This window comes from Streptomyces sp. NPDC006326 (genome assembly GCF_040612915.1).
Taxonomy (GTDB): Bacteria; Actinomycetota; Actinomycetes; order Streptomycetales; family Streptomycetaceae; genus Streptomyces.
The window spans coordinates 31,953-49,241 of sequence record NZ_JBEXRC010000029.1 but is presented as its reverse complement, the minus strand read 5'-3'; the positions used below and the strand labels follow the sequence as shown (position 1 = coordinate 49,241).

The following is a 17,289-nucleotide window of genomic DNA, read 5'->3' as shown; positions in this document are numbered from 1 at the left end:
ACGTCGTTCATGTCGTCGGCAGTTCACCGTCCGGGACGGTGGGGCTGCCGGTCCGGATCAGCGGCTCTGGTGGTGTCCGCGGCGGCCCCACGATTCGGTGTCGACGACGTTGCCGCGGTTGTCGCGGAGCGTGGCCGTGTCGCGCTCGTCCCAGATCTGGTGGCGGCGGTTCTGGTAGAGGTCGTGGCGGCTGTCGCGGCCCTGGCCGGTGTGGACCTTGACGCTGGAGCGGCCCTCCAGGCGGAAGTCGCGGAAGCGGTAGCGGTTGCCCTGCTGGTCGGTGAGGGTGTAGCCGTCGAGGTCGACGCTGTGCCGGCCGGTGTTCCGCACCTCGATCCATTCGGTGTTCAGGGCGCGGCTGCCCTGGCGGCGGCTGCCCTGGCCGCGGCCGTCGTTCTGGACGTCGCCGATGGCGAGGGAGGAGTGCGAGCTGCGGTGGTCGCGCCGGTGGTCGCCCCGGTGGTCGTCGGCGGCGGCCGGCAGCGCCGCCGCGCCGACGAGGGCGCCGGCGACCAGGAGCGCGGCCAGGGTGCGGTGGGTGGCGGAAGTAGCGGACATGTGGATGGCCCCTTCAACGGTCAGCCGGCCCGGCGTCTTCCAGGCCGGGCGGGCTCCGAACGGTTCCCGGCGTCCTGCCGAGGAGCCACACTCTGTCCCCGGGCACGGAGCGAAAGCAACGCAATCTGCCCGTGTTGCCCAAGCAGGACATATCCGTAACTCTCCCTTGTAAGGGGCAAAGGTCAATGCCGTGTTGACCTCGGGGCCGGCGGTGCCGAGGGTCGTCCCAGCAGTCCCATGGGCCGCAGCGGCCCGCCCGACGGGTGCCCGGCTTCTTCACCGCCCGCCGTTCTTGCGCCGAACGGGTGCGGGGCTCTGTAACAGCCGCGGCCGCCGTGCCGGGCACGGCGCGCAAGAGGGCGGGGCGGGCCGACGCGCACCAGGTCGACAAGGACGACCGGGGCGACAATGGGAGGGGCAGGAAGCGTCAGGAGCCGGCCATGGCGATGATCGGGCTGTTCTGGATCACCGACGAATCGGTGTACGTGGGTTCCCCGCCGAACGCGGACGGCCACTGCGTCCGACTCACCCCCGAAGGGGTGGCGGCGTCGGGCCCCGACGGCGACCGGGCGTGGACGTGGTCGAGCCTGCGCTCCGCCGTCGTCAAGGGTGCACCCGTCCGGGGCCGTTCGGGAGGCGCAGGCCGCTACCTGGCTGCGGTGGTGGAGGCAGTGGTCACGATGGCATCCGGCTTCGGAGAAGGGCCGCCGGAGATGCTCTTGGGCCTGGAGACGGCGGACGGCACGCAGGAGCTGCCGGTGTCGGCGGCGGCGCGCGGCTACACCGCCGAGGAGATCGCGCTTTCCCAGGTCCTCCTGGCCCGCTTCCTGGAGGGCACGGCCGACCCCCGGACCCTCACCGGCTGGAGCCGGCACCACGGCGGTACGACGCCGAAACCGCCCGGGCGAGAGGCCCTGCTCCGCGAATGGACCCGATCATGAGGGACGTCTCTTGAGGCCGTCCGTCCTCCGACGGCCATCCCGCCCCCAAGTCGCCCGTGGACCGGCGTGTCTCCCCCCCGCTGGAGAACCACTGGCCGTACGGTTGTCGTACCGGTGTCATGCCGGACTCGTATGCCGAAGGCGTGACCGGGGAAGGCGCGTCGGACAGACCTGGCAGCCCCCCAAGGCCGGCACCCTCCGGCTCGGCGCCACCGGTGCCGGGAGGCCTCCTTGTCCAGGTGAAATCCCCTGCCTGCGCTGGACCATGCGGGCTGCCCGCACGTCCGCGGCCGGCGTGCGCAAGCATGCACAGCACATGTCCGCAACGGCGTACAGGGCGCCGACCAGGCAGTTCGCAGAGGCGCGGGCCGTGCACGGGGATCCGGTGACACGCAAGCGGGATCGCGGGCCGCCCGAGTCTCTTGCTCATCCAACCGATGCAGGGCGTGTTTCCCGGGTCGGTGCAGAGGCGATTCCTGAGACGCCAGACAACCCCTCACCTCTCAGGGAGAAACCATGCGCATCCGCGCCGCAGTCACCGCCGTCACCCTCGCCGCCTCCATAGTCGTCGGCGGAGCAGCCACCGCCACGGCCTACGGTCACGACGACGACCACTACAGCAAGGGCGGCTCGGCCCACTACGGCGGCTGTGACATCTCCGCCGCCGTCATCCACGGCAACCCGCTCTTCCACGGTGCCTGCGAGCACGGCCGCTTCGACTGGCGCTGATCACCCGACGCAGCAGCTGTGCACGGCGTGGCCCGGGACTCCTCCGGGCCACGCCGTCTCGCGGTTTCGCCCGCGTTCAGGACACCGGCCCCGTCCCGTTCCGCAGCCGTTCGGCGAACGCCCGCGCGGAGGCGAGGTCATCGGCGTTCGGCCGCTGCTTGTTGATACCGCCGACGAGTTTGAAGGGCGTCCAGGTGTCATACGCCCGACAGGAGAAGCTCCCCTCCACCTCGTGGCCCCTGCCTTCGAGGAGCCGGACCAGGGGGCGGGTGAAGGGCGCCGGCGGCAGCTCGGGGAGTCCGCTGGTGGCGAATACGAACGCCCGGCCCCGCCCGGCGGGAAGCGCCTTGACGAAGTCGGTCAGCCGCGGGTGGAGCCTGCCGTAGAAGACGCCCGAGCCGAACCCGACGAGGTCGGCGCGGGCCAGTTCCGCAAGGTCGGCCCCTTCGGGGGACACCACCTCCGCGCCCAGCACCCGGGCCATGGCGTCGGCGATACGAAGCGTATTGCCGTGCGATACGGACGTGCACACGATGACGGTCTTCATCCCGAGGATCCCTTCTCCGGCTTCCGCAGCGAGGACCGCGCAGCGGCGCCGGATGTGACACCGGCGCGCTGTGACGGCGGCCACTGTGCACGGGGAAGGCGGCGCGCCCGGCGTGGGACCGGGCCCGCGTGGTCGCGGGGGCCGCTCCTCGGGCGTGGCGGTTGCGAGGCCCCGGCGACTGTCCCATAGTCCGAGGTATGGACGCGCGCGAGGCGGCGCTGCGACGGGCGCACGACCATGCCGTCCGCTGGCTGGCGAGCCTGTCCGACCGCCCGGTTCCCGCGCGCGCCTCGGTCGACGAGATCGTGCGCGCGCTCGGTGACGCGCTGCCCGAGGGTCCCGGCGTGCCCGCCGACGTCGTCGACCTGCTGGCCGAGGCCTGTGAGCCGGGGCTCACCGCGTTTCCCGGAGGTCGCTTCTACGGGTTCGTGGTGGGCGGCACCGAACCCGCCGCGCTGGCCGCGGACTGGCTGGTCAGCGCCTGGGACCAGAACTGCGTGATGCGCGCCGCCTCGCCCGCGTACGCGGCGGCCGAAACCGTCGCGGGAGCCTGGCTGCTCGATCTGCTCGGCCTGCCGGACGGCAGCGCCGTCGGCTTCACCACGGGCGCCACGATGGCGAACTTCACCTGCCTCGCCGCCGCGCGCGACGCCGTGCTGCGGCGCACCGGCTGGAACGTCGTCCGCGACGGCCTCGCCGGCGGGCCGGCCGTGCGCGTCATCGCCGGCGCGGACCGCCACATGGCCGTCGACCTGGCCCTGCGCTACCTCGGGCTCGGCGGACCGGAACTCGTCCGGGCCGACGACCAGGGCCGCATCGACCCCGTGGCCCTGCGTCAGGTCCTCGCGGCCGGCGGGCACCGTCCCACGCTCGTCGTCCTCCAGGCCGGAGACATCCACTCCGGCGCCTTCGACCCGTTCCCGGAGGCGATCCGCGCCGCCCGGGAGGCGGACGCGTGGGTGCACGTCGACGGGGCCTTCGGCCTGTGGGCGGCAGCCTCCCCGACGTACGCACACCTGGCCGCGGGCTGCGCGGGAGCCGACTCCTGGGCGACGGACGCCCACAAGACCCTGAACGTCCCCTACGACTGCGGCCTCGCGATCGTGCGCGATCCGGGAGCTCTCCGGGCGGCCATGGGCCAGCGCGGCGACTACCTCATCCAGCACGAGCAGGGCGACCCGGTCGACAAAGTCCCCGAACTCTCCCGGCGCGGCCGGGCCTTCCCGGTGTGGGCCGCACTCAGGTCCCTGGGCCGGTCGGGCGTGGCAGACCTCGTCGACCGGCTGTGCGGGCACGCCCGCGCGTTCGCCGCCGGCATCGCCGCGATCGACGGCGCGACCGTCCTCAACGACGTCGTCTTCACCCAGGTCTGCGCCGCCTTCGGCGACGACGACGCGCAGACGGACCGGGTGCTCACCCGGCTGCTCGCCGAAGGCACGGTGTGGATCAGCGGCTCCACCTGGCACGGCCGGCGCGTCATGCGCGTCTCGGTGAGCAACTGGTCGACCACCGACGACGACGTACGCCGCGCCCTGGGCGCGATCCGCCGCGCATCCACCGACGCCTGAGACGTACCCCCCGGGCCGGCTGACCCGACGGCCGCTGCCGGACGGCGCGAAGGGCCGCTTCGCGCACGCGGGCGGCGCTGGGTCCCGGCAGGCGGAGCCGACCGGATTCGAACCGGCGTCCTCGCGGTTTTGGAGACCGCGCGCGTCGACCTCTGCGCTACGGCTCCGCCCGCCCTGCATCGTAGGGGTGCCGGCCCGGAACACGGCGGGCGGGGCCGCCCGGCCGCCGACGGCGGGCGGGCACCGCCGCAGGAGAGCAGGCCACTTGAGGCGGATTGGCCCAGGGCCGCCCACGCGGTGGGTGGAAGACTGGACGCCCGACGCCGCAACCGAGGAGTTCCGATGCAGGTAGCCGTGGTCACCTTCGACGGGTTCAACGAGCTCGACAGCTTCATCGCCTCCGCGCTGATCAACCGCTGCCGGAAGGACGGCCTGGAGGCCTTCATCACCACACCCACACCGGTGGTCACCTCGATGAACGGCGTGGAGGTCAGGGGACAGCGCCCTATGGAGTTCATCCCTGACGCCGACGTCGTCCTCATCGGCAGCGGGGTGAAGACGCGTGACGTCATCGCCGATGACCGGCTGCTCGCCATGCTGCCGCTCGACCCCGCCCGTCAGCTGATCGGTTCGCAGTGCTCCGGCGCCCTGGTGCTCGCGCGGCTGGGGCTGCTGGCCGGCATGCCGGTCTGCGCGGACATGACGAGCCGTCCGTTCGTCGAGGACTGCGGCGTCACCGTTCTGGACGCACCGTTCCACGCCGAGGGCAACATCGCATCGGCCGGCGGCTGCCTCGCCTCGCAGTACCTCGCCGCATGGGTGATGACCCGGACGCTCGGCGAGAGCGCCGCGCGCGGCGCCATCGGCTACGCGGCCCCGGTCGGAGAACAGCAGGAGACCGTCGAGCGGGTGATGAACGCCGTCCGCTCGGGCGAAGCCGCCCTGCGCTGACGGCGGGCCGCCGTCGAAACCGGCCGGAGCGGGCCTTGACCACCTACGGGACGAGGGACGCGGCGGCATCGAAGGCGCCCGCCGCCGCGACGACCACCTCAGGGCCGTCTTCGTCTCCGACCTGCGCTCCCGCCACATCGACGAACCCTTCCCCGGCGGCCAGAGCTACCGGCGGGTGAACGGGCACATGGATCCTGGTCGTCGCCCACTCGGCCGACACGTGGGCCCTGGACTGCCTCCTGGCCGGCGCCCGGACGGCGTGCCGCCCGCCCGGATGTGCGAAGCGTCGCGCCCGGTGTTGGAATGGGCGTAGGTGGCGTCCACTCCCGCCGGGACCCTCCGTACCCGGCGCTCCGGACAAGAGACGGACCGATGATCCGACCGAGCCCGCAGCCGAACGACCGGCACGCGCGTTCCCCCCAGCAGCCGGTCACGCCCCCCGACACCGCGCCGCAGCCCGCTTCGACGGCCGTGGCACCGCCCGACGAGGCGGTGCTGCTGCGCGGTGTTCTGAGGAGCCCGGGGTACCTGAAGACGCTGCTGTTCTGCGCCCTCGTCGGCGTACCCGTCTCACTGGCCGCGTTCTGGTTCCTCGTCGGCCTCCGCCAACTGGAGCACCTGGTCTGGGCGGACCTCCCGCACGCCCTCGGCCGCGACGGCCCGCCGTGGTGGTGGCCGCTTCCGCTGCTCCTCCTCTCCGGAGTGTGCGTCGCACAGATCGTCACCCGCCTGCCGGGCGCAGGCGGCCATGTCCCCGCCTCCGGCATGCACGCGGGCGGCACGGGACCGGCCGCGCTCCCCGGAGTGGTCCTCGCCGCGGTCTTCAGTCTTCCGCTGGGCGCCGTCCTCGGACCGGAGGCGCCGCTCATCGCCATGGGCGGCGGGCTCGCCATCGCCTTTCGCCGTCTCGCCCGGGCCCCCATGTCGTCGCGGAGCACCGCTCTGCTGGGCGCGGCGGGGGCTGCCGCGGCGATCGCCGCCATCTTCGGCAACCCACTGATCGCCTCGGTGCTGCTCATGGAGATCGCGGGTGTCGGCGGCCCCCAGCTGTTCGCCGTCATGCTGCCCGCGCTCCTGTCGAGCGGAGTGGGCTCGCTCGTGTTCACCGGCTTCGGCCGCTGGACCGGCCTGGGCACGGGAAACCTCTCGCTGAAGCTCCACATGACCGCCTCCCGCCTGGACGCGGGCGACGTGGTCTGGGCCGTCGTGATCGGCGTGGTCCTCGGCGCAGTCGTCCACCTGATCCAGTACGTCGGCCGACTGGCCGCAGTGCAGGTGGCCCGACGGCCCCTGCGCGCCACCACCCTCTGCGCGTTCGGCGCCGGGGTCTGCGCCGCCTGCTACGCCCTGTTCACCGGGCGCACGCCCGTCGACGTGGCCTCCTCCGGCCAGGCCACACTGGCCACGCTGACCGCGGACCCGCACGCCTGGGGCGTCGGCGCGCTCATCGCCGTACTCCTCTGCAAGGGCCTCGGCTACGGCCTGTGCCTCGGCAGCCTGCGCGGTGGTCCGATCTTCCCGGCGATCTTACTCGGTGCCGCGGCGGGCATTCTGTTCGCGCCGCTGCCCGGCCTGGGTGTCATCCCCGGCCTGGCGGCCGGAATGGCGGCCACCGCGACGAGTGCGATGCGGTTGCCGGTGAGCAGCGTGGTGCTCGTGGTTCTGGTGCTCGGCAGCACGGTGATGATCCCGGTGGTGATCCTGTCCGCGGTGGTCGCCTTCGTGACGACCGCACTCCTGCCGACCGGGCCGCCGGTCCCGCCCGTTCCACGGGTCACGCGCACACAGCCTTCGGGGGCCCCGGGGACCCCGCCGGACCCGCCGGCTCCGTAACGCCCCTGCCCCGGAGCCCGGTTGCGGTGCGGCCGCCGGATCCTCCGGCGGGGCGGGTAAGTTGAGCCGATGACCTCGCTGCCTGTCATCCTGTTGCTGTCCGGAAGCCTGCGGGCCGGCTCCTCCAACGAGTCGGTCCTGCGCACCGCCCACGCAGTGGCCTCCCCGCGGTGGCGCACCGTCCTCTACGACGGCCTGGCGGCCCTTCCGCACTTCAACCCCGACGAGGACACGGACCCGCTGCCGCCCCCGGTGGCCCGGCTGCGCGCGGCCATCAGCGCGGCGACGGCGGTGCTGATCTGCACCCCGGAGTACGCGGGCACGCTTCCGGGCTCGTTCAAGAACCTGCTGGACTGGACGGTCGGTGGCACCGAGATCTGCGACAAGCCCGTGGGCTGGATCAACGCGGCGAGCGCGGGCCGCGGCGGCGGCGCTGAAGCCACGCTGCGGACGGTACTCGGCTACACCGGCGCCGCCATCGTGGAGGCGGCGTGCCTGAGGATTCCGGTGGACCGTCAGATGGTCGGCGCAGACGGCACCATCACCGACGAAGGCGTGCGCGAGCAGCTCGGCAAGGTGCTGGAACTGCTGGCGGCCTCCTCCCGCGGACCGGTCTCGGACACCGGGCAGGCGTAGACCCCGTCCGGTGGTTCACAGCCGCCCGCCCGTAGCGCCTAAGCAGGGGCCGGCGCCCCGCGATGCGGGGGCGCCGGCCCCTGGCCTTCTTCGCCGCAGTCCGGACGCCCGGTACGGCATCCGCAGCCGGCCGGCCGCTCAGGCGCCTTCGCCCAGTACGGCACCCACCAGCTGCCGCTGCTCCTCGGTCAGGTAGGGATCCCGTAACTCCACCGTCTTGCCGTCGACGCGGACGAGGTAGTGGAAGCCGTCCGGTAGGGGTTCCCGACCCGCAGCGTCCTCGGCGCTCAGCGTGCGCTCGGCCAGCCGTTCCAGCTCGATGCCGTCAGGCCGGCATTCCGTGTCGAGGGAACCGGTTCGTTCCCTGCCCGCGAACCCGCCGGTACGCGTGACGGTGATCAGCATCGTGAGACCTCCTTGAGGGGGTGGGTGTGGTCACCCTTCGCCTGCCCTCGAAAGCCGTACGCGAGCGTCCGGGCGCGGTATCGGCGGAAGATGTCCGAAAGTGGCCGGGCGCCAGGAGCCGTCGGTCAGGGGCGGACAGCGATGACGGTCTTGCCGCGCGCGCCGCCGCGCTCCACCTTGAGCAGGGCGTCGGTGGTCTCGGAGAGCGGGAAGACCGTCTCGACGATCGGCTGGAGCTCTCGGGACTCCACCAGGCCGGCGAGCCGGGCCAGCTGTTCGCCGTGCGGGCGCATGTAGAAGCTGCGCGCCTCCACGTTCCACTGGGCCTGCTTCGCCTCGGCGTCCGGGACGGGGACGATCGACACCAGCGTCCCGCCGGGCTTGAGCACCCGGAAGGAGCGCTCCTGGGTGTCCCCGCCGATGGTGTCGAGGACGACGTCGAGGTCGGAGAGGACCTCGTCGAACCGCTCGGCCCGGTAGTCGATCACCCGGTCGGCGCCCAGCTCGCGGACCAGGTCCACGCTGCCGGCACTCGCGGTGGCCACGACCTCGGCGCCGAGGTGCTTGGCGATCTGGACGGCGGCCGAACCCACCCCGCCGGCACCGCCGTGGATCAGCACCCGCGTTCCCTCTCCCACCTTCGCCTGCTCGGTCAGGGCCTGCCAGGCCGTGAGGGCGACCAGCGGAAGCGCGGCCGCCTCCTCGAACGTCAGCGCCTTCGGCTTGGCGGCGACCAGCGACGCGTGCACGGCCGCGTACTCGGCGAAGGCGCCGCCCACGCGGGGATCGACCCGGGCGAAGACCTCGTCCCCCACCGAGAAACCGGTCACCTCGTCGCCGATCGCGGTCACCACGCCGGCGACCTCGCTGCCGATGACCAGCGGCTGGGAAAGCTCCCCGGAGGCCATGAAGCCCTTGACGATCAAGTGGTCCACCGGATTCACCCCGGCCGCGCGGACCTCGATCAGTACGTCCTGGGGGCGGACGGCGGGCACGGGGACGTCGGTGACCTCCACCACGTCGCCGACCTGGCCGTACTGGCGGATGACTGCTGCCTTCATGGCTGACTCCTTGATCACGTGCTGGTGGGCCGGCCCCGTCCGCGGTGCCGGGCGGGTAGCGGCGCGGCGCCTGTGACGCCCGGCCCTTGGGGTTCCGGACCGCTCGTTCCACAACGTACCCGGTTCTGGAATGAACGGTCAAATAAATGGTTCCGGGCCTCACCTCCCCGACCGACCTTCGATACCGTGGGACCCATGGCGAGACCACGCACGTTCGACGAAGAGGCGGTCCTGGACCGCGCCATGCTCCTGTTCTGGCGCAAGGGGTACGAGGCCACGGCCATGAGCGACCTGGTGGAAGAGCTGGGGCTGGGCCGGGGCTCGATCTACGCGGCGTTCGGGGACAAGCACCAGCTCTTCATCCGCGCGCTCGGCCGCTACCTGGACCACCAGGCCCACCTGCTCACCACCGCGTTCAGCGAGGACCGGCCGGCGCTCACACAGCTGCGCGACGTCCTCGACACCCTGCTCGCCGCCGACGCGGCATGCGGCAATGCAGGCTGCTTCAGCGTCAACAGCATCGCCGAGCTGCTGCCGCACGACCAGGAAGTCGCCCAGCTGGCGCGCCGCAGCCTGCACATCGCGGAAGAGGTCCTGACCGCGCAGCTGGAGCGCGCCGCACGGTCCGGCGAACTCTCCGCGGCCATCACGCCCGCCCAGGGCGCTCAGATCCTGCAGAACCTGCTCCAAGGCCTGCAGATCATGCGCAAGGTCAACCCCGACCCCGCCCACGCCGCTGCCTGCCTGGACTCCGCGTTCGCCCTCCTGACGGCCTCCCCGGCCCCCGCCCCGCCGCACCCGGCCCCGGCAGCCCTGGCCACCACCGCCTGATCACGGACGCGCTCGCTACGGAAGGGTCTTCACCCGGTCAACGAGCGCGGATGGCGACCGTCAACTGTCCTTGACCTGTTCAAGGTCGGCTTCGGCAAGCGTGAGGTAGATGCCCACTGCTTCCCCGATCGCGGCCAAGCCTTCCTCCCTGCGCCCGCATGCCGCCAGGGAAACGGCGAGGTTGTTCAGGGCCGTGGCGAGGGCAGGGAGGTGCGCCTCCGGGCTGGCTTCGGCGAGCGTACGGTAGTGGTCGACGGCCGTTCGGGCCGCGGTCAGGCTTTCCTCGCCGCGTTCGAGTACCCGCAACCGTACGGAGAGGTCGTTCAGGGTTGCGGCGAGGGCGGCCAGGTGCGCGTCCGGGTCGGCCCCGGCGAGCGTGCGGTAGTGATCGGCGGCTTCCTCGTTCGCGGCCAGGCTCTCTTCCCTGAGCTCCACCTCCCACAACCGTACGGACAGGTCGTTCAGGGTTGCGGCGAGGGCGGCCAGGTGTGCGCCCGGGTCGTCCTCGGCGAGCGTGCGGTAGTGACCGGCTGCCTCTCGGATCGTGGCCAGGCTCTCTTCCCGGCGCCCCGCCTCCCACGAGCGACTGGAGAGGTCGTTCAAGGTTGCTGCGAGGGCGGCCAGATACGCGTCCGAATTGGCTTCGGCGAGCGTGCGGTACAGGCCGGCCGCCTCCTGGATCGCGGTCAGACTCTCGTCGGTGCGTCCCGCCTCCCTCAGCCGGCCGGCGAGGTTGGTCAGGGCAGTGGCCATGGCGGGAAGGATTGCGTCCGGGGTGGCTTCCGCGAGTGTGCGGTAGTGAACGGCGGCCTCTTGGATGGCGCTCAGGCTGTCCTCCGTGAGCCCTGCCTTCCTCAGAAAGCCGGAGAGGTTGTTGAGTGACATGGCGAGGTCGGCGAGGTGTGCGGCCGGGTTGGCCTCGGCGAGTCCGCGGTAGTGGTCGGCCGCCTCCTGGCCCGCGGTGAGACTCTCATCCAGGCGCCCCGCCTCTCCCAACCGTATGGAGAGGTTGTTCAGGACGGCGGCGAGGTCGGGCACGTACCTGGCCCAGTTGGCCGCGGCGAGCGTGCGGTAGTGGGTCGCGGCCTCCTGGATGGTGGCCAGACCCTCCTCGCTGCGCCCGGCGTCCCCCAAGTCGACGGCGAGGTTGTTGAGGGCCAGAGCGAGGTCCGGCAGGTACGCGTCCGGGTTGGCCTCGGCGAGGGTGCGGCGGATGCGCACTGCTTCCTCGATGGTGGCCAGGCCCTCGTCCTTACGGCCCACCTCCCCCAAACAGACGGAGAGGTTGTTCAAGGCCGCGGCGAGACGGGCCAGGTGAGTGTCCGGGTGGGCTTCGGCGAGCACGCGGTAGTGCTGGGAAGCCTCCTGAATCACGGTCAGGCTGTCCTTCGTACGCCCCAACTCCCTCAACCGGCCGGAGAGGTTGTTCAGTGACATCGCGAGGGAGGGCCGGTGCGCGTCCGGGTCGGCTTCGGCAAGCACGCGGTGGATGCGCACTGCCTCTTCGATCGCGGCCAGACCCTCGTCCGTACGCCCCATCTTGCCCAGGTCGACGGAGAGGTTGTTCAAGGCCAGGGCAAGGATGGGCAGATAGCCGTCCGGGTCGGCTTCGGCGAGCCCCCGGTAGTGGTCGGCAGCCTCCTGGATCGCGGCCAGACTCTCCTCTCCCCGTCCCACGCCTCCCAGACAGACCGAGAGGTTGTTCAGGGCGGTGGCGAGTTGGGGCAGGAAGGTGGCCGGGTCGTACTCGGCGAGCGCGCGGTAGCGGGCGGTGACGTTGACGGCGAGTTGAGCCGCCACGTCGGCAAGTCGCCGACTGAATTCCGGCAGCCGGTTCTGGAGCTTGCCCAGGTCGATCAGAGAGGTGGCGGGATCGTCGGTGATCTTTTTGAGGGCGGTGATCAAGGGGGCGGGATGATCGGTCTGGGTGGCGGTGGTGATGACCTGGCTCGTCAGTGTGCGGTGGTGCCGTGTGCACAGATTCGTCAGATGGGTGTCGAGGCGCCCGTGGAAGACGGGATGGGCGGCAGCGCGGCTGTAGACCGTCAGCAGCTGAGCCGCTTGGGCGTCGTCGGCGTCCTGGAGGAGATGGTCGGCAAAGGCCGGGTCGGCGTCCAGAACCCGCCCGATGTGGCGTTCGGCGAGCCGGTCGGGGTGGAGGCTGCCCCAGGGTCGGCCGGGGGCGGTGGGCGGATAGAGGGCGCCGATCCAGCCGGTGACCGCATCGCGGCGATCACGAGCCTGGTCGGCCAGCGCGGGGAGCCTGCGCCAGGTCCGGTCCGCTTGTTCGCGGTCGGTGGCACCGGCCAAGTGGGCGGCGGCCAGCGCCCTCTCCAGGACGTCGAGGCTCAGCGCGGCCGTCAATCCGCGGGAAGTGGCGGTCTGGTGCCAGTAGCGGGACTCGTGACCGAGCAGCCGGTCCTCAACCCCCTCGGCCTCTTGCAGCAGTGCATCGCCCGGGGCCGGTTCGGCAGGGGCGGTGGTGTCGGTGTCGGTGTCGAGGAGGTCGGCGAGGGCGGTCATGTGGAGTGTGAGCGCGTTGGCGTAGCCGTCCTGGTCGAGGCGTGGCGTCGGCAGCTTGGCCGCTGCGGCCGACCAGTCGTGCGTGGCAGAGGCGGTGACGTGGGGGAGCGTTGCGGCCAAGGCGCGGACAGCCGCGCGATAGGCCCGGGGGCGGTCGGCGGGGTTGTCCTCCAGCGGAGGCAGGCGGTGGGACGGGGCGCTCTCCAGGTAGTCCTGGACGAGGCTGGTGGCCCTCTTCGCACGGGCCCACCAATCGCCGTCGGTTCGGGCCAGGAGCAGGACCTTGAGAGGGGTGGTCCCGGGGTGGTCGGCAGCGGCCTCGATCAGGGCGTTCAGTTGACCGGTACGGGTCTCGGCGTAGTCGAGGACGACCAGCAGGGGCTTGGCAGCGTGCCGGATCTCCTCCAGTTCAGCCGCGGAGGCACCCGCCCGCGGCTGAAGTACGGCCCAGTTGTCCGCGGTCAGGAGGGCGGAGAGGTGATGGGCGAGGCGTGTCTTGCCCTGTCCGCCCGGCCCGTGCAGCAGCCACGCGCCGAATCCGCCCAACGCACACCACGCCCGCAGCCGTGCGAGCAGGTCCTCACGTCCATGGAAGGGGACGATCTGCCGCCTTGCCTCCAACAGTGCTGCAGGCGAACGCAGTTCGCCACGCGGCACCAAGCTTGCCGGATCGGCGAGGTGCTGGAATTCCACGGCCTCCAAGCCGCTTCTGCCGCCGCCGTGCTCGGCGAGCGCAGCACGGAAGGCGGGGTCGTGGTGGAGGACGTAGGCGGGTACGACATTGAGCTGGCCGTGCGCAGAGTGTTCACGGTCCGAGGCCACGACGCCCGTGAGCAGGCGACTGCAGAACACCGAGGCTCCTGACAGACCACCCCACGGCGAGGTGCCGGGTAGCGACCACTGTGGTGGGTGCTGGCGCAGATCCATCACGTACTGGTTCTCGACGAACCCGCTCCCCGGGTTCATCCGCCCCCGCAACTGGGCAGTTCCCACCGGGGCACCGGGCCGCTGGGCGACGTCCGGTACGCCCCAGGTCTCGCAATCGGTGCCGGGCCGGTCCGTCACCAGACGCCCCCAGCGCACACCCCCTGCCGGCGCCTGCCAGTGCGGCGAGTCGACCCGGACGAGTGCAGCGTCGTCCCTTCCGTCCGGCGTGCCGCACCAGACGACCACGCCGTGGAAGGTGTGTGTGCCGGCAGGGTGGAACACCTCCACCCGTTCACCGGCCCGGCCGACGACGTGCGCCGACGTCAGTACCAGCCGACCGCCGATCGCGTACCCCGAACCCGCATGACCCGGCCGGGTGATCCCCACCAGACGTGCCCGCTCCACCCAAAACTCCAAGACATGTGAGCAACCCGACCGCTGCCTCCGGCCGGAGGCGGTCCTCCCGCGCGCCGGATCAGTCCGGGATGCGTTCCGAGGTGTCACCCGGACCCGAGGGACGCTCAAGCGCGCCGCTGACCAAGAGGTCGCCACCGCGCTTGTTCCGCGGTGTCAGCGTGAACGACACGCGGTGCGTGCGACCGCGGGACACTCCGGCCTCTGTCTCCGCTCCCACTGCCCACAGCTTGAACCCGGCCTTGGCCTTCGCGTCCGCGCGCAGCTCGACCTCGAACTCCATCTCCACCGGACCCACGGCGAACACCACCTCCGGATGGTCCCCGCCCAGCGCAGCCGCTGCGATCAATTCGTCCCTCACCGCGGCCACCGCGTCCACCAAAGGAATGTCCACTGGTTCCCACCCCGATTCGCCACACGTCACCTGGAGGGACACCATAAGGACCACCCCCCGACCCTCCGCAGCCAAATCCACAAACCTGATGTGCGGGCCCTCCAGGCGGTCACGCGGGCCGAACCTCAGTTCGGTGAGGACCGAGGCTGCATGCGTCGGAAATGCAGGTGCGCGTGGGGGCGTGGTGACGTGCCGTCCTGGTCCGGACGCCGTCGATGGCGAGGCAACCCGCCCGCCTGCTCGGTGGACGGGTTGCCTCGCCCGTGACCGACTCAGGCGCGGTTGCCGACGTAGAGGCCCTGCGGTTCCCCGGCCGCAGCCTTGGCCACGAGGTCGGGGATGAGATCGCGCAGGTAGAGGGGGACGATCCGCAGGGAGCCGATTCTGCCGAGCGGCACCCACGCCACACCGCGCTGGACACCGTCCGGGACGCTGCCACCGAGCGCCGCCGGGACCGTGAGGGGGCGGCACCAGAACAACGCATCCACGCGGTGGGCGTCACCCTCCCCGTCGGCGGGAATGCTCTCGCGCAGATGCAGGAGCGGCCCGGTCTCCCCTCGCACGCCCGTTTCCTCCACGAGCGCGCACGCCCCGGTCCTGATCCGGATCACGGCCACAACGGGCTCCCCTCACGGAGGTAGACGGCGGTACCGCACCGGGCGGCGGCGTGGAGCGCCGTCAGCGCCACCACTGACCCGGGACGGGCTGACCGTGGCCGTACCGGAGAAGGAGGATGCGGTCGTCGGGGTCCAGCATCATGACGCAGGAGGCCACGACCGTCTGGGGCAGCGTCTTGATCCACTCCTCTCGGGGAATCCACACGCTCATGCCTCCCGGACGGAGAGGGTCCGGGCTGCGGTCTTCTCCAGGTGCGCGGCGAAGAACGCGGCCGGGTCCACAACGCCGAGCCGGTGGAGGGCGACCATCGCCGTGACCAGGACGTCGCACACCTCCGACTCCACGTCCCGCCACGAATGCGACCGGCCCTTGCGGGGGTTGGTGCCGGTGACGCCGATGACCGCCTGGGCGGCCTCGCCGAACTCCTCCCCGATCTTGAGTACCTGCAACACGCGCCGCTGTTCCGCGGGGACATGGGCAGCCGCCTCGTCGAAGAACGCGGCAAGCTCGCCGGTGATATCCCAGCTGTTCTTCTCCACGGTGGTTCCTTTCCTCTGGCCGTTGTTCGTGCTCCGTCCTCTCAACGAACCAGAACACGCTCCGGATGCCCGACCCGCCCGCCGACGAGCCGCCGGCGGCCGGCCGGCCCGTGTCGGTGGAGTGTGGCAGCATCCGCCGAATGACGACTGAACACGCAGAACGCGGCTGATCGAGCCGACCGGACAGGACCCGGCCCGGCTCGACGCGCACATGCGGCCGCTGGGGCTCGTCCCGGGCGAATGTTCCCCCTCCCCATCGCGTCCTGTCGCTCTGCGAGAACGTCTTCGATATCCGGCTGACGCACCCGGGGGAGGCGGACGAGCCGCGTAGGAGCGGCCGGTTGGCCCCTTTGCCGAAGTGACTCCTCACGCCAACCGGGCTGTCCCGGTTCGGTCGAGAGGGCTGTCAGGCCCGGGCGCAACGGCTGACCGTGATGGGAGACTTGCAGCATGGACATGGGGCGTGAGTCGCGGTGGGATAAGGACGCAATGACGGTGGAGATCGTTTTCGCCCTGGTGACTGCCGCCCTGCTGGCTGCGGTGATCTTCGCCGTCGCTTTGACTCTCGCCTGGGCCCTTGGCATCTCCGGTGCAGCGGAGAAGGGCGTGTTGATGGGGGGCGCGCTGCTCGGAGCGATGGCCGGCGTGTGGCGTCTGGTACGGGTGCTGCTTCGGTTCGACGAGCAGCGCCGAATGGGTCGCTGACTACGGTCCTTTTCCTTGAGTTCGGTAGCCGCCAGGGTGACCGCGAGATGGTGGCGGCGATCGTGTTCGTGGCGACATCAAGCCGTACGTGGCAGCGGCTGCCTGTCGCGTCGTTCTGGCCCTCCGGCAGCCACGACCCATCGCGGGTTCAGCGAGCGGACGGTTCCTGACTCACCCCCGACACCCTGCCGGAGGGTTTCGTTGGCACGGCCCCTGCCGTGTTCGCAGGGGCCGTGGTGGAGGGAGCTGAGGAGGGCAGCGACCTGCCTTTGACGAGCAGCGCTTACCGCGTGCCGGCGGCGGCCTGACCGCCCGGCCTTACTTCAGGTGCCGGCCGAAGAACCGGTCGCCGTCGTCCACCTCGAACCACGGCGTTCCGGCGTGCCCGCCCAGATTGGCGTGCAGCGTCTTCTCCTTGCTGCCGAAGGCGTCGAACAGCTCCAGGGCCCGCTGCCGGGGGTTCCCCTCATCGTCCCACTGCAGCAGGAAAAGCAGCGGAACGGTGACCTTCCGGGCCTCCTCGCGCTGGGCGCGGGGCACGTAGCCCCCGGCGAAGAGGCCGGCGGCCGCGATGCGCGGCTCGGCCACCGCCAGCCGGATGCCGATGGCGGTCATCCCCGAGTACCCGACCGGGCCGCCGATCTCGGGCAGCGATAGGAGGGCGTCCAAGGTGGTCTGCCATTCCGGGACCGCCTTCTCGACCAGCGGGCCGACGAAGGACTCGAAGATCTCGTCGACCGGCTCGCCGGCCTGCATCGCCCGGCGCAGGTCGGCGCGGGCCTGCTCGTCGGCGGCCGAACGGGGCCGGTCCCCGTGCCCGGGGTGGTCGATGGCGGCCACCGCATAGCCGTACGCAGAGGATTGACGGGCCCGGGCCACCAGCCGCGCCTCCCGCCTGTGCAGGCCGCCGTTGTGGCCGATCAGGATCAGCGGAGCCGATGCGGCGGATTCAGGCGTCCAGAGGGTGCCGGGGATCTCGCCGAGGGTGAATTCGCGTTCGAGGACGCCGTCGTCGTGGCGCTGCGCAGAAGTGAAATGCATGGTCGTGCCTTTCGGGAGTGCTCTGGAACGGCGCTCCCGGACGACCTATCGCCCGACCGTGACCCCGG

At 71.6% G+C, this 17,289-nt stretch carries 18 protein-coding genes and 1 tRNA gene; 8 read left to right on the top strand and 11 right to left on the bottom strand.

The annotated features are described in order from the left end of the window. Positions 1 to 57: 57 nt before the first annotated feature. Positions 58 to 558, bottom strand: a complete 501-nt coding sequence (locus ABZ128_RS22300; protein ID WP_356850523.1) for a lamin tail domain-containing protein — start codon at positions 556 to 558, stop codon at positions 58 to 60. A gap of 440 nt (positions 559 to 998) precedes the next feature. Here ABZ128_RS22300 and ABZ128_RS22295 point away from each other — a divergent pair, with 440 nt between their 5' ends. Both ABZ128_RS22295 and ABZ128_RS22290 read left to right on the top strand, forming a co-directional pair. Next, the gene (locus tag ABZ128_RS22295) at positions 999 to 1,499 is read left to right on the top strand and encodes a hypothetical protein (RefSeq protein ID WP_356850522.1); all 501 of its coding nucleotides are present in this window, start codon (positions 999 to 1,001) and stop codon (positions 1,497 to 1,499) included. A gap of 516 nt (positions 1,500 to 2,015) precedes the next feature. Further along, complete coding sequence (locus ABZ128_RS22290) at positions 2,016 to 2,228, top strand: hypothetical protein (protein ID WP_356850521.1); 213 nt, start codon at positions 2,016 to 2,018, stop codon at positions 2,226 to 2,228. A 76-nt stretch (positions 2,229 to 2,304) separates the two neighbouring features. On the opposite strand, the gene ABZ128_RS22285 is transcribed toward ABZ128_RS22290, so the two are convergent. Continuing rightward, positions 2,305 to 2,775 (bottom strand): flavodoxin family protein, encoded by a 471-nt coding sequence (locus ABZ128_RS22285; protein ID WP_356850520.1) that lies wholly within the window; start codon positions 2,773 to 2,775, stop codon positions 2,305 to 2,307. A 197-nt stretch (positions 2,776 to 2,972) separates the two neighbouring features. Here ABZ128_RS22285 and ABZ128_RS22280 point away from each other — a divergent pair, with 197 nt between their 5' ends. After that, entirely contained in the window at positions 2,973 to 4,343 is a 1,371-nt protein-coding gene (locus ABZ128_RS22280) for a pyridoxal-dependent decarboxylase (RefSeq protein ID WP_356850519.1), read from the top strand. Between the two features lie 92 nt (positions 4,344 to 4,435). On the opposite strand, the gene ABZ128_RS22275 is transcribed toward ABZ128_RS22280, so the two are convergent. Continuing rightward, positions 4,436 to 4,510: transfer RNA gene (locus tag ABZ128_RS22275), tRNA-Trp, on the bottom strand. Positions 4,511 to 4,685: 175 nt separating this feature from the next. On the opposite strand from ABZ128_RS22275, the gene ABZ128_RS22270 reads away from it, so the two are divergent. From ABZ128_RS22270 to ABZ128_RS22260, 3 genes are all read left to right on the top strand, one after another. Then, positions 4,686 to 5,294, top strand: coding sequence for an AraC family transcriptional regulator (locus ABZ128_RS22270; RefSeq protein WP_356850518.1), 609 nt, complete (start codon positions 4,686 to 4,688; stop codon positions 5,292 to 5,294). Between the two features lie 372 nt (positions 5,295 to 5,666). Next, on the top strand, positions 5,667 to 7,127 hold the full coding sequence (locus tag ABZ128_RS22265) for a chloride channel protein (protein ID WP_356850517.1): 1,461 nt from the start codon (positions 5,667 to 5,669) through the stop codon (positions 7,125 to 7,127). 69 nt (positions 7,128 to 7,196) lie between these two features. Beyond that, positions 7,197 to 7,763, top strand: coding sequence for an NADPH-dependent FMN reductase (locus ABZ128_RS22260; protein WP_356850516.1), 567 nt, complete (start codon positions 7,197 to 7,199; stop codon positions 7,761 to 7,763). Between the two features lie 138 nt (positions 7,764 to 7,901). On the opposite strand, the gene ABZ128_RS22255 is transcribed toward ABZ128_RS22260, so the two are convergent. Both ABZ128_RS22255 and ABZ128_RS22250 read right to left on the bottom strand, forming a co-directional pair. Continuing rightward, positions 7,902 to 8,168 carry a protealysin inhibitor emfourin gene (locus tag ABZ128_RS22255; RefSeq protein WP_356850515.1) on the bottom strand — a complete coding sequence of 89 codons (267 nt, stop codon included), beginning with the start codon at positions 8,166 to 8,168 and terminating at the stop codon, positions 7,902 to 7,904. A 125-nt stretch (positions 8,169 to 8,293) separates the two neighbouring features. Further along, entirely contained in the window at positions 8,294 to 9,229 is a 936-nt protein-coding gene (locus tag ABZ128_RS22250) for an NADP-dependent oxidoreductase (protein ID WP_356850514.1), read from the bottom strand. 195 nt (positions 9,230 to 9,424) lie between these two features. On the opposite strand from ABZ128_RS22250, the gene ABZ128_RS22245 reads away from it, so the two are divergent. After that, positions 9,425 to 10,060 (top strand): helix-turn-helix domain-containing protein, encoded by a 636-nt coding sequence (locus ABZ128_RS22245; protein WP_356850513.1) that lies wholly within the window; start codon positions 9,425 to 9,427, stop codon positions 10,058 to 10,060. A 60-nt stretch (positions 10,061 to 10,120) separates the two neighbouring features. Here ABZ128_RS22245 and ABZ128_RS22240 read toward each other — a convergent pair whose 3' ends face one another. The 5 genes from ABZ128_RS22240 to ABZ128_RS22220 form a co-directional block, all read right to left on the bottom strand. Then, a complete protein-coding gene (locus tag ABZ128_RS22240) occupies positions 10,121 to 13,915 on the bottom strand; it encodes a tetratricopeptide repeat protein (RefSeq protein ID WP_356850512.1) in 3,795 nt (1,264 codons plus the stop codon). Between the two features lie 70 nt (positions 13,916 to 13,985). After that, positions 13,986 to 14,303 (bottom strand): trypco2 family protein, encoded by a 318-nt coding sequence (locus ABZ128_RS22235; protein WP_356850511.1) that lies wholly within the window; start codon positions 14,301 to 14,303, stop codon positions 13,986 to 13,988. A 287-nt stretch (positions 14,304 to 14,590) separates the two neighbouring features. Further along, a complete protein-coding gene (locus ABZ128_RS22230; protein WP_356850510.1) occupies positions 14,591 to 14,881 on the bottom strand; it encodes a hypothetical protein in 291 nt (96 codons plus the stop codon). Between the two features lie 115 nt (positions 14,882 to 14,996). Beyond that, on the bottom strand, positions 14,997 to 15,146 hold the full coding sequence (locus tag ABZ128_RS22225) for a hypothetical protein (RefSeq protein WP_356850509.1): 150 nt from the start codon (positions 15,144 to 15,146) through the stop codon (positions 14,997 to 14,999). Next, positions 15,143 to 15,475 (bottom strand): MazG-like family protein, encoded by a 333-nt coding sequence (locus tag ABZ128_RS22220; protein WP_356850508.1) that lies wholly within the window; start codon positions 15,473 to 15,475, stop codon positions 15,143 to 15,145. The genes ABZ128_RS22225 and ABZ128_RS22220 overlap by 4 nt, the downstream gene beginning before the upstream one ends. A gap of 450 nt (positions 15,476 to 15,925) precedes the next feature. Here ABZ128_RS22220 and ABZ128_RS22215 point away from each other — a divergent pair, with 450 nt between their 5' ends. Further along, positions 15,926 to 16,180: a DUF6332 family protein gene (locus tag ABZ128_RS22215; protein WP_356850507.1), complete on the top strand. Its 255-nt coding sequence runs from the start codon at positions 15,926 to 15,928 to the stop codon at positions 16,178 to 16,180. A 318-nt stretch (positions 16,181 to 16,498) separates the two neighbouring features. Here ABZ128_RS22215 and ABZ128_RS22210 read toward each other — a convergent pair whose 3' ends face one another. Then, positions 16,499 to 17,221 carry an alpha/beta hydrolase gene (locus ABZ128_RS22210; protein ID WP_356850506.1) on the bottom strand — a complete coding sequence of 241 codons (723 nt, stop codon included), beginning with the start codon at positions 17,219 to 17,221 and terminating at the stop codon, positions 16,499 to 16,501. Between the last annotated feature and the right edge of the window lie 68 nt (positions 17,222 to 17,289).

Coding starts and splice junctions, on each gene's coding strand:
- ABZ128_RS22215 (WP_356850507.1), top strand. CDS start 15,926: ATGGACATGGGGCGTGAGTCGCGGTGGGATAAGGACGCAATGACGGTG.
- ABZ128_RS22265 (WP_356850517.1), top strand. CDS start 5,667: ATGATCCGACCGAGCCCGCAGCCGAACGACCGGCACGCGCGTTCCCCC.
- ABZ128_RS22285 (WP_356850520.1), bottom strand. CDS start 2,775: ATGAAGACCGTCATCGTGTGCACGTCCGTATCGCACGGCAATACGCTT.
- ABZ128_RS22260 (WP_356850516.1), top strand. CDS start 7,197: ATGACCTCGCTGCCTGTCATCCTGTTGCTGTCCGGAAGCCTGCGGGCC.
- ABZ128_RS22280 (WP_356850519.1), top strand. CDS start 2,973: ATGGACGCGCGCGAGGCGGCGCTGCGACGGGCGCACGACCATGCCGTC.
- ABZ128_RS22270 (WP_356850518.1), top strand. CDS start 4,686: ATGCAGGTAGCCGTGGTCACCTTCGACGGGTTCAACGAGCTCGACAGC.
- ABZ128_RS22225 (WP_356850509.1), bottom strand. CDS start 15,146: ATGAGCGTGTGGATTCCCCGAGAGGAGTGGATCAAGACGCTGCCCCAG.
- ABZ128_RS22300 (WP_356850523.1), bottom strand. CDS start 558: ATGTCCGCTACTTCCGCCACCCACCGCACCCTGGCCGCGCTCCTGGTC.
- ABZ128_RS22245 (WP_356850513.1), top strand. CDS start 9,425: ATGGCGAGACCACGCACGTTCGACGAAGAGGCGGTCCTGGACCGCGCC.
- ABZ128_RS22290 (WP_356850521.1), top strand. CDS start 2,016: ATGCGCATCCGCGCCGCAGTCACCGCCGTCACCCTCGCCGCCTCCATA.
- ABZ128_RS22210 (WP_356850506.1), bottom strand. CDS start 17,221: ATGCATTTCACTTCTGCGCAGCGCCACGACGACGGCGTCCTCGAACGC.
- ABZ128_RS22250 (WP_356850514.1), bottom strand. CDS start 9,229: ATGAAGGCAGCAGTCATCCGCCAGTACGGCCAGGTCGGCGACGTGGTG.
- ABZ128_RS22295 (WP_356850522.1), top strand. CDS start 999: ATGGCGATGATCGGGCTGTTCTGGATCACCGACGAATCGGTGTACGTG.
- ABZ128_RS22255 (WP_356850515.1), bottom strand. CDS start 8,168: ATGCTGATCACCGTCACGCGTACCGGCGGGTTCGCGGGCAGGGAACGA.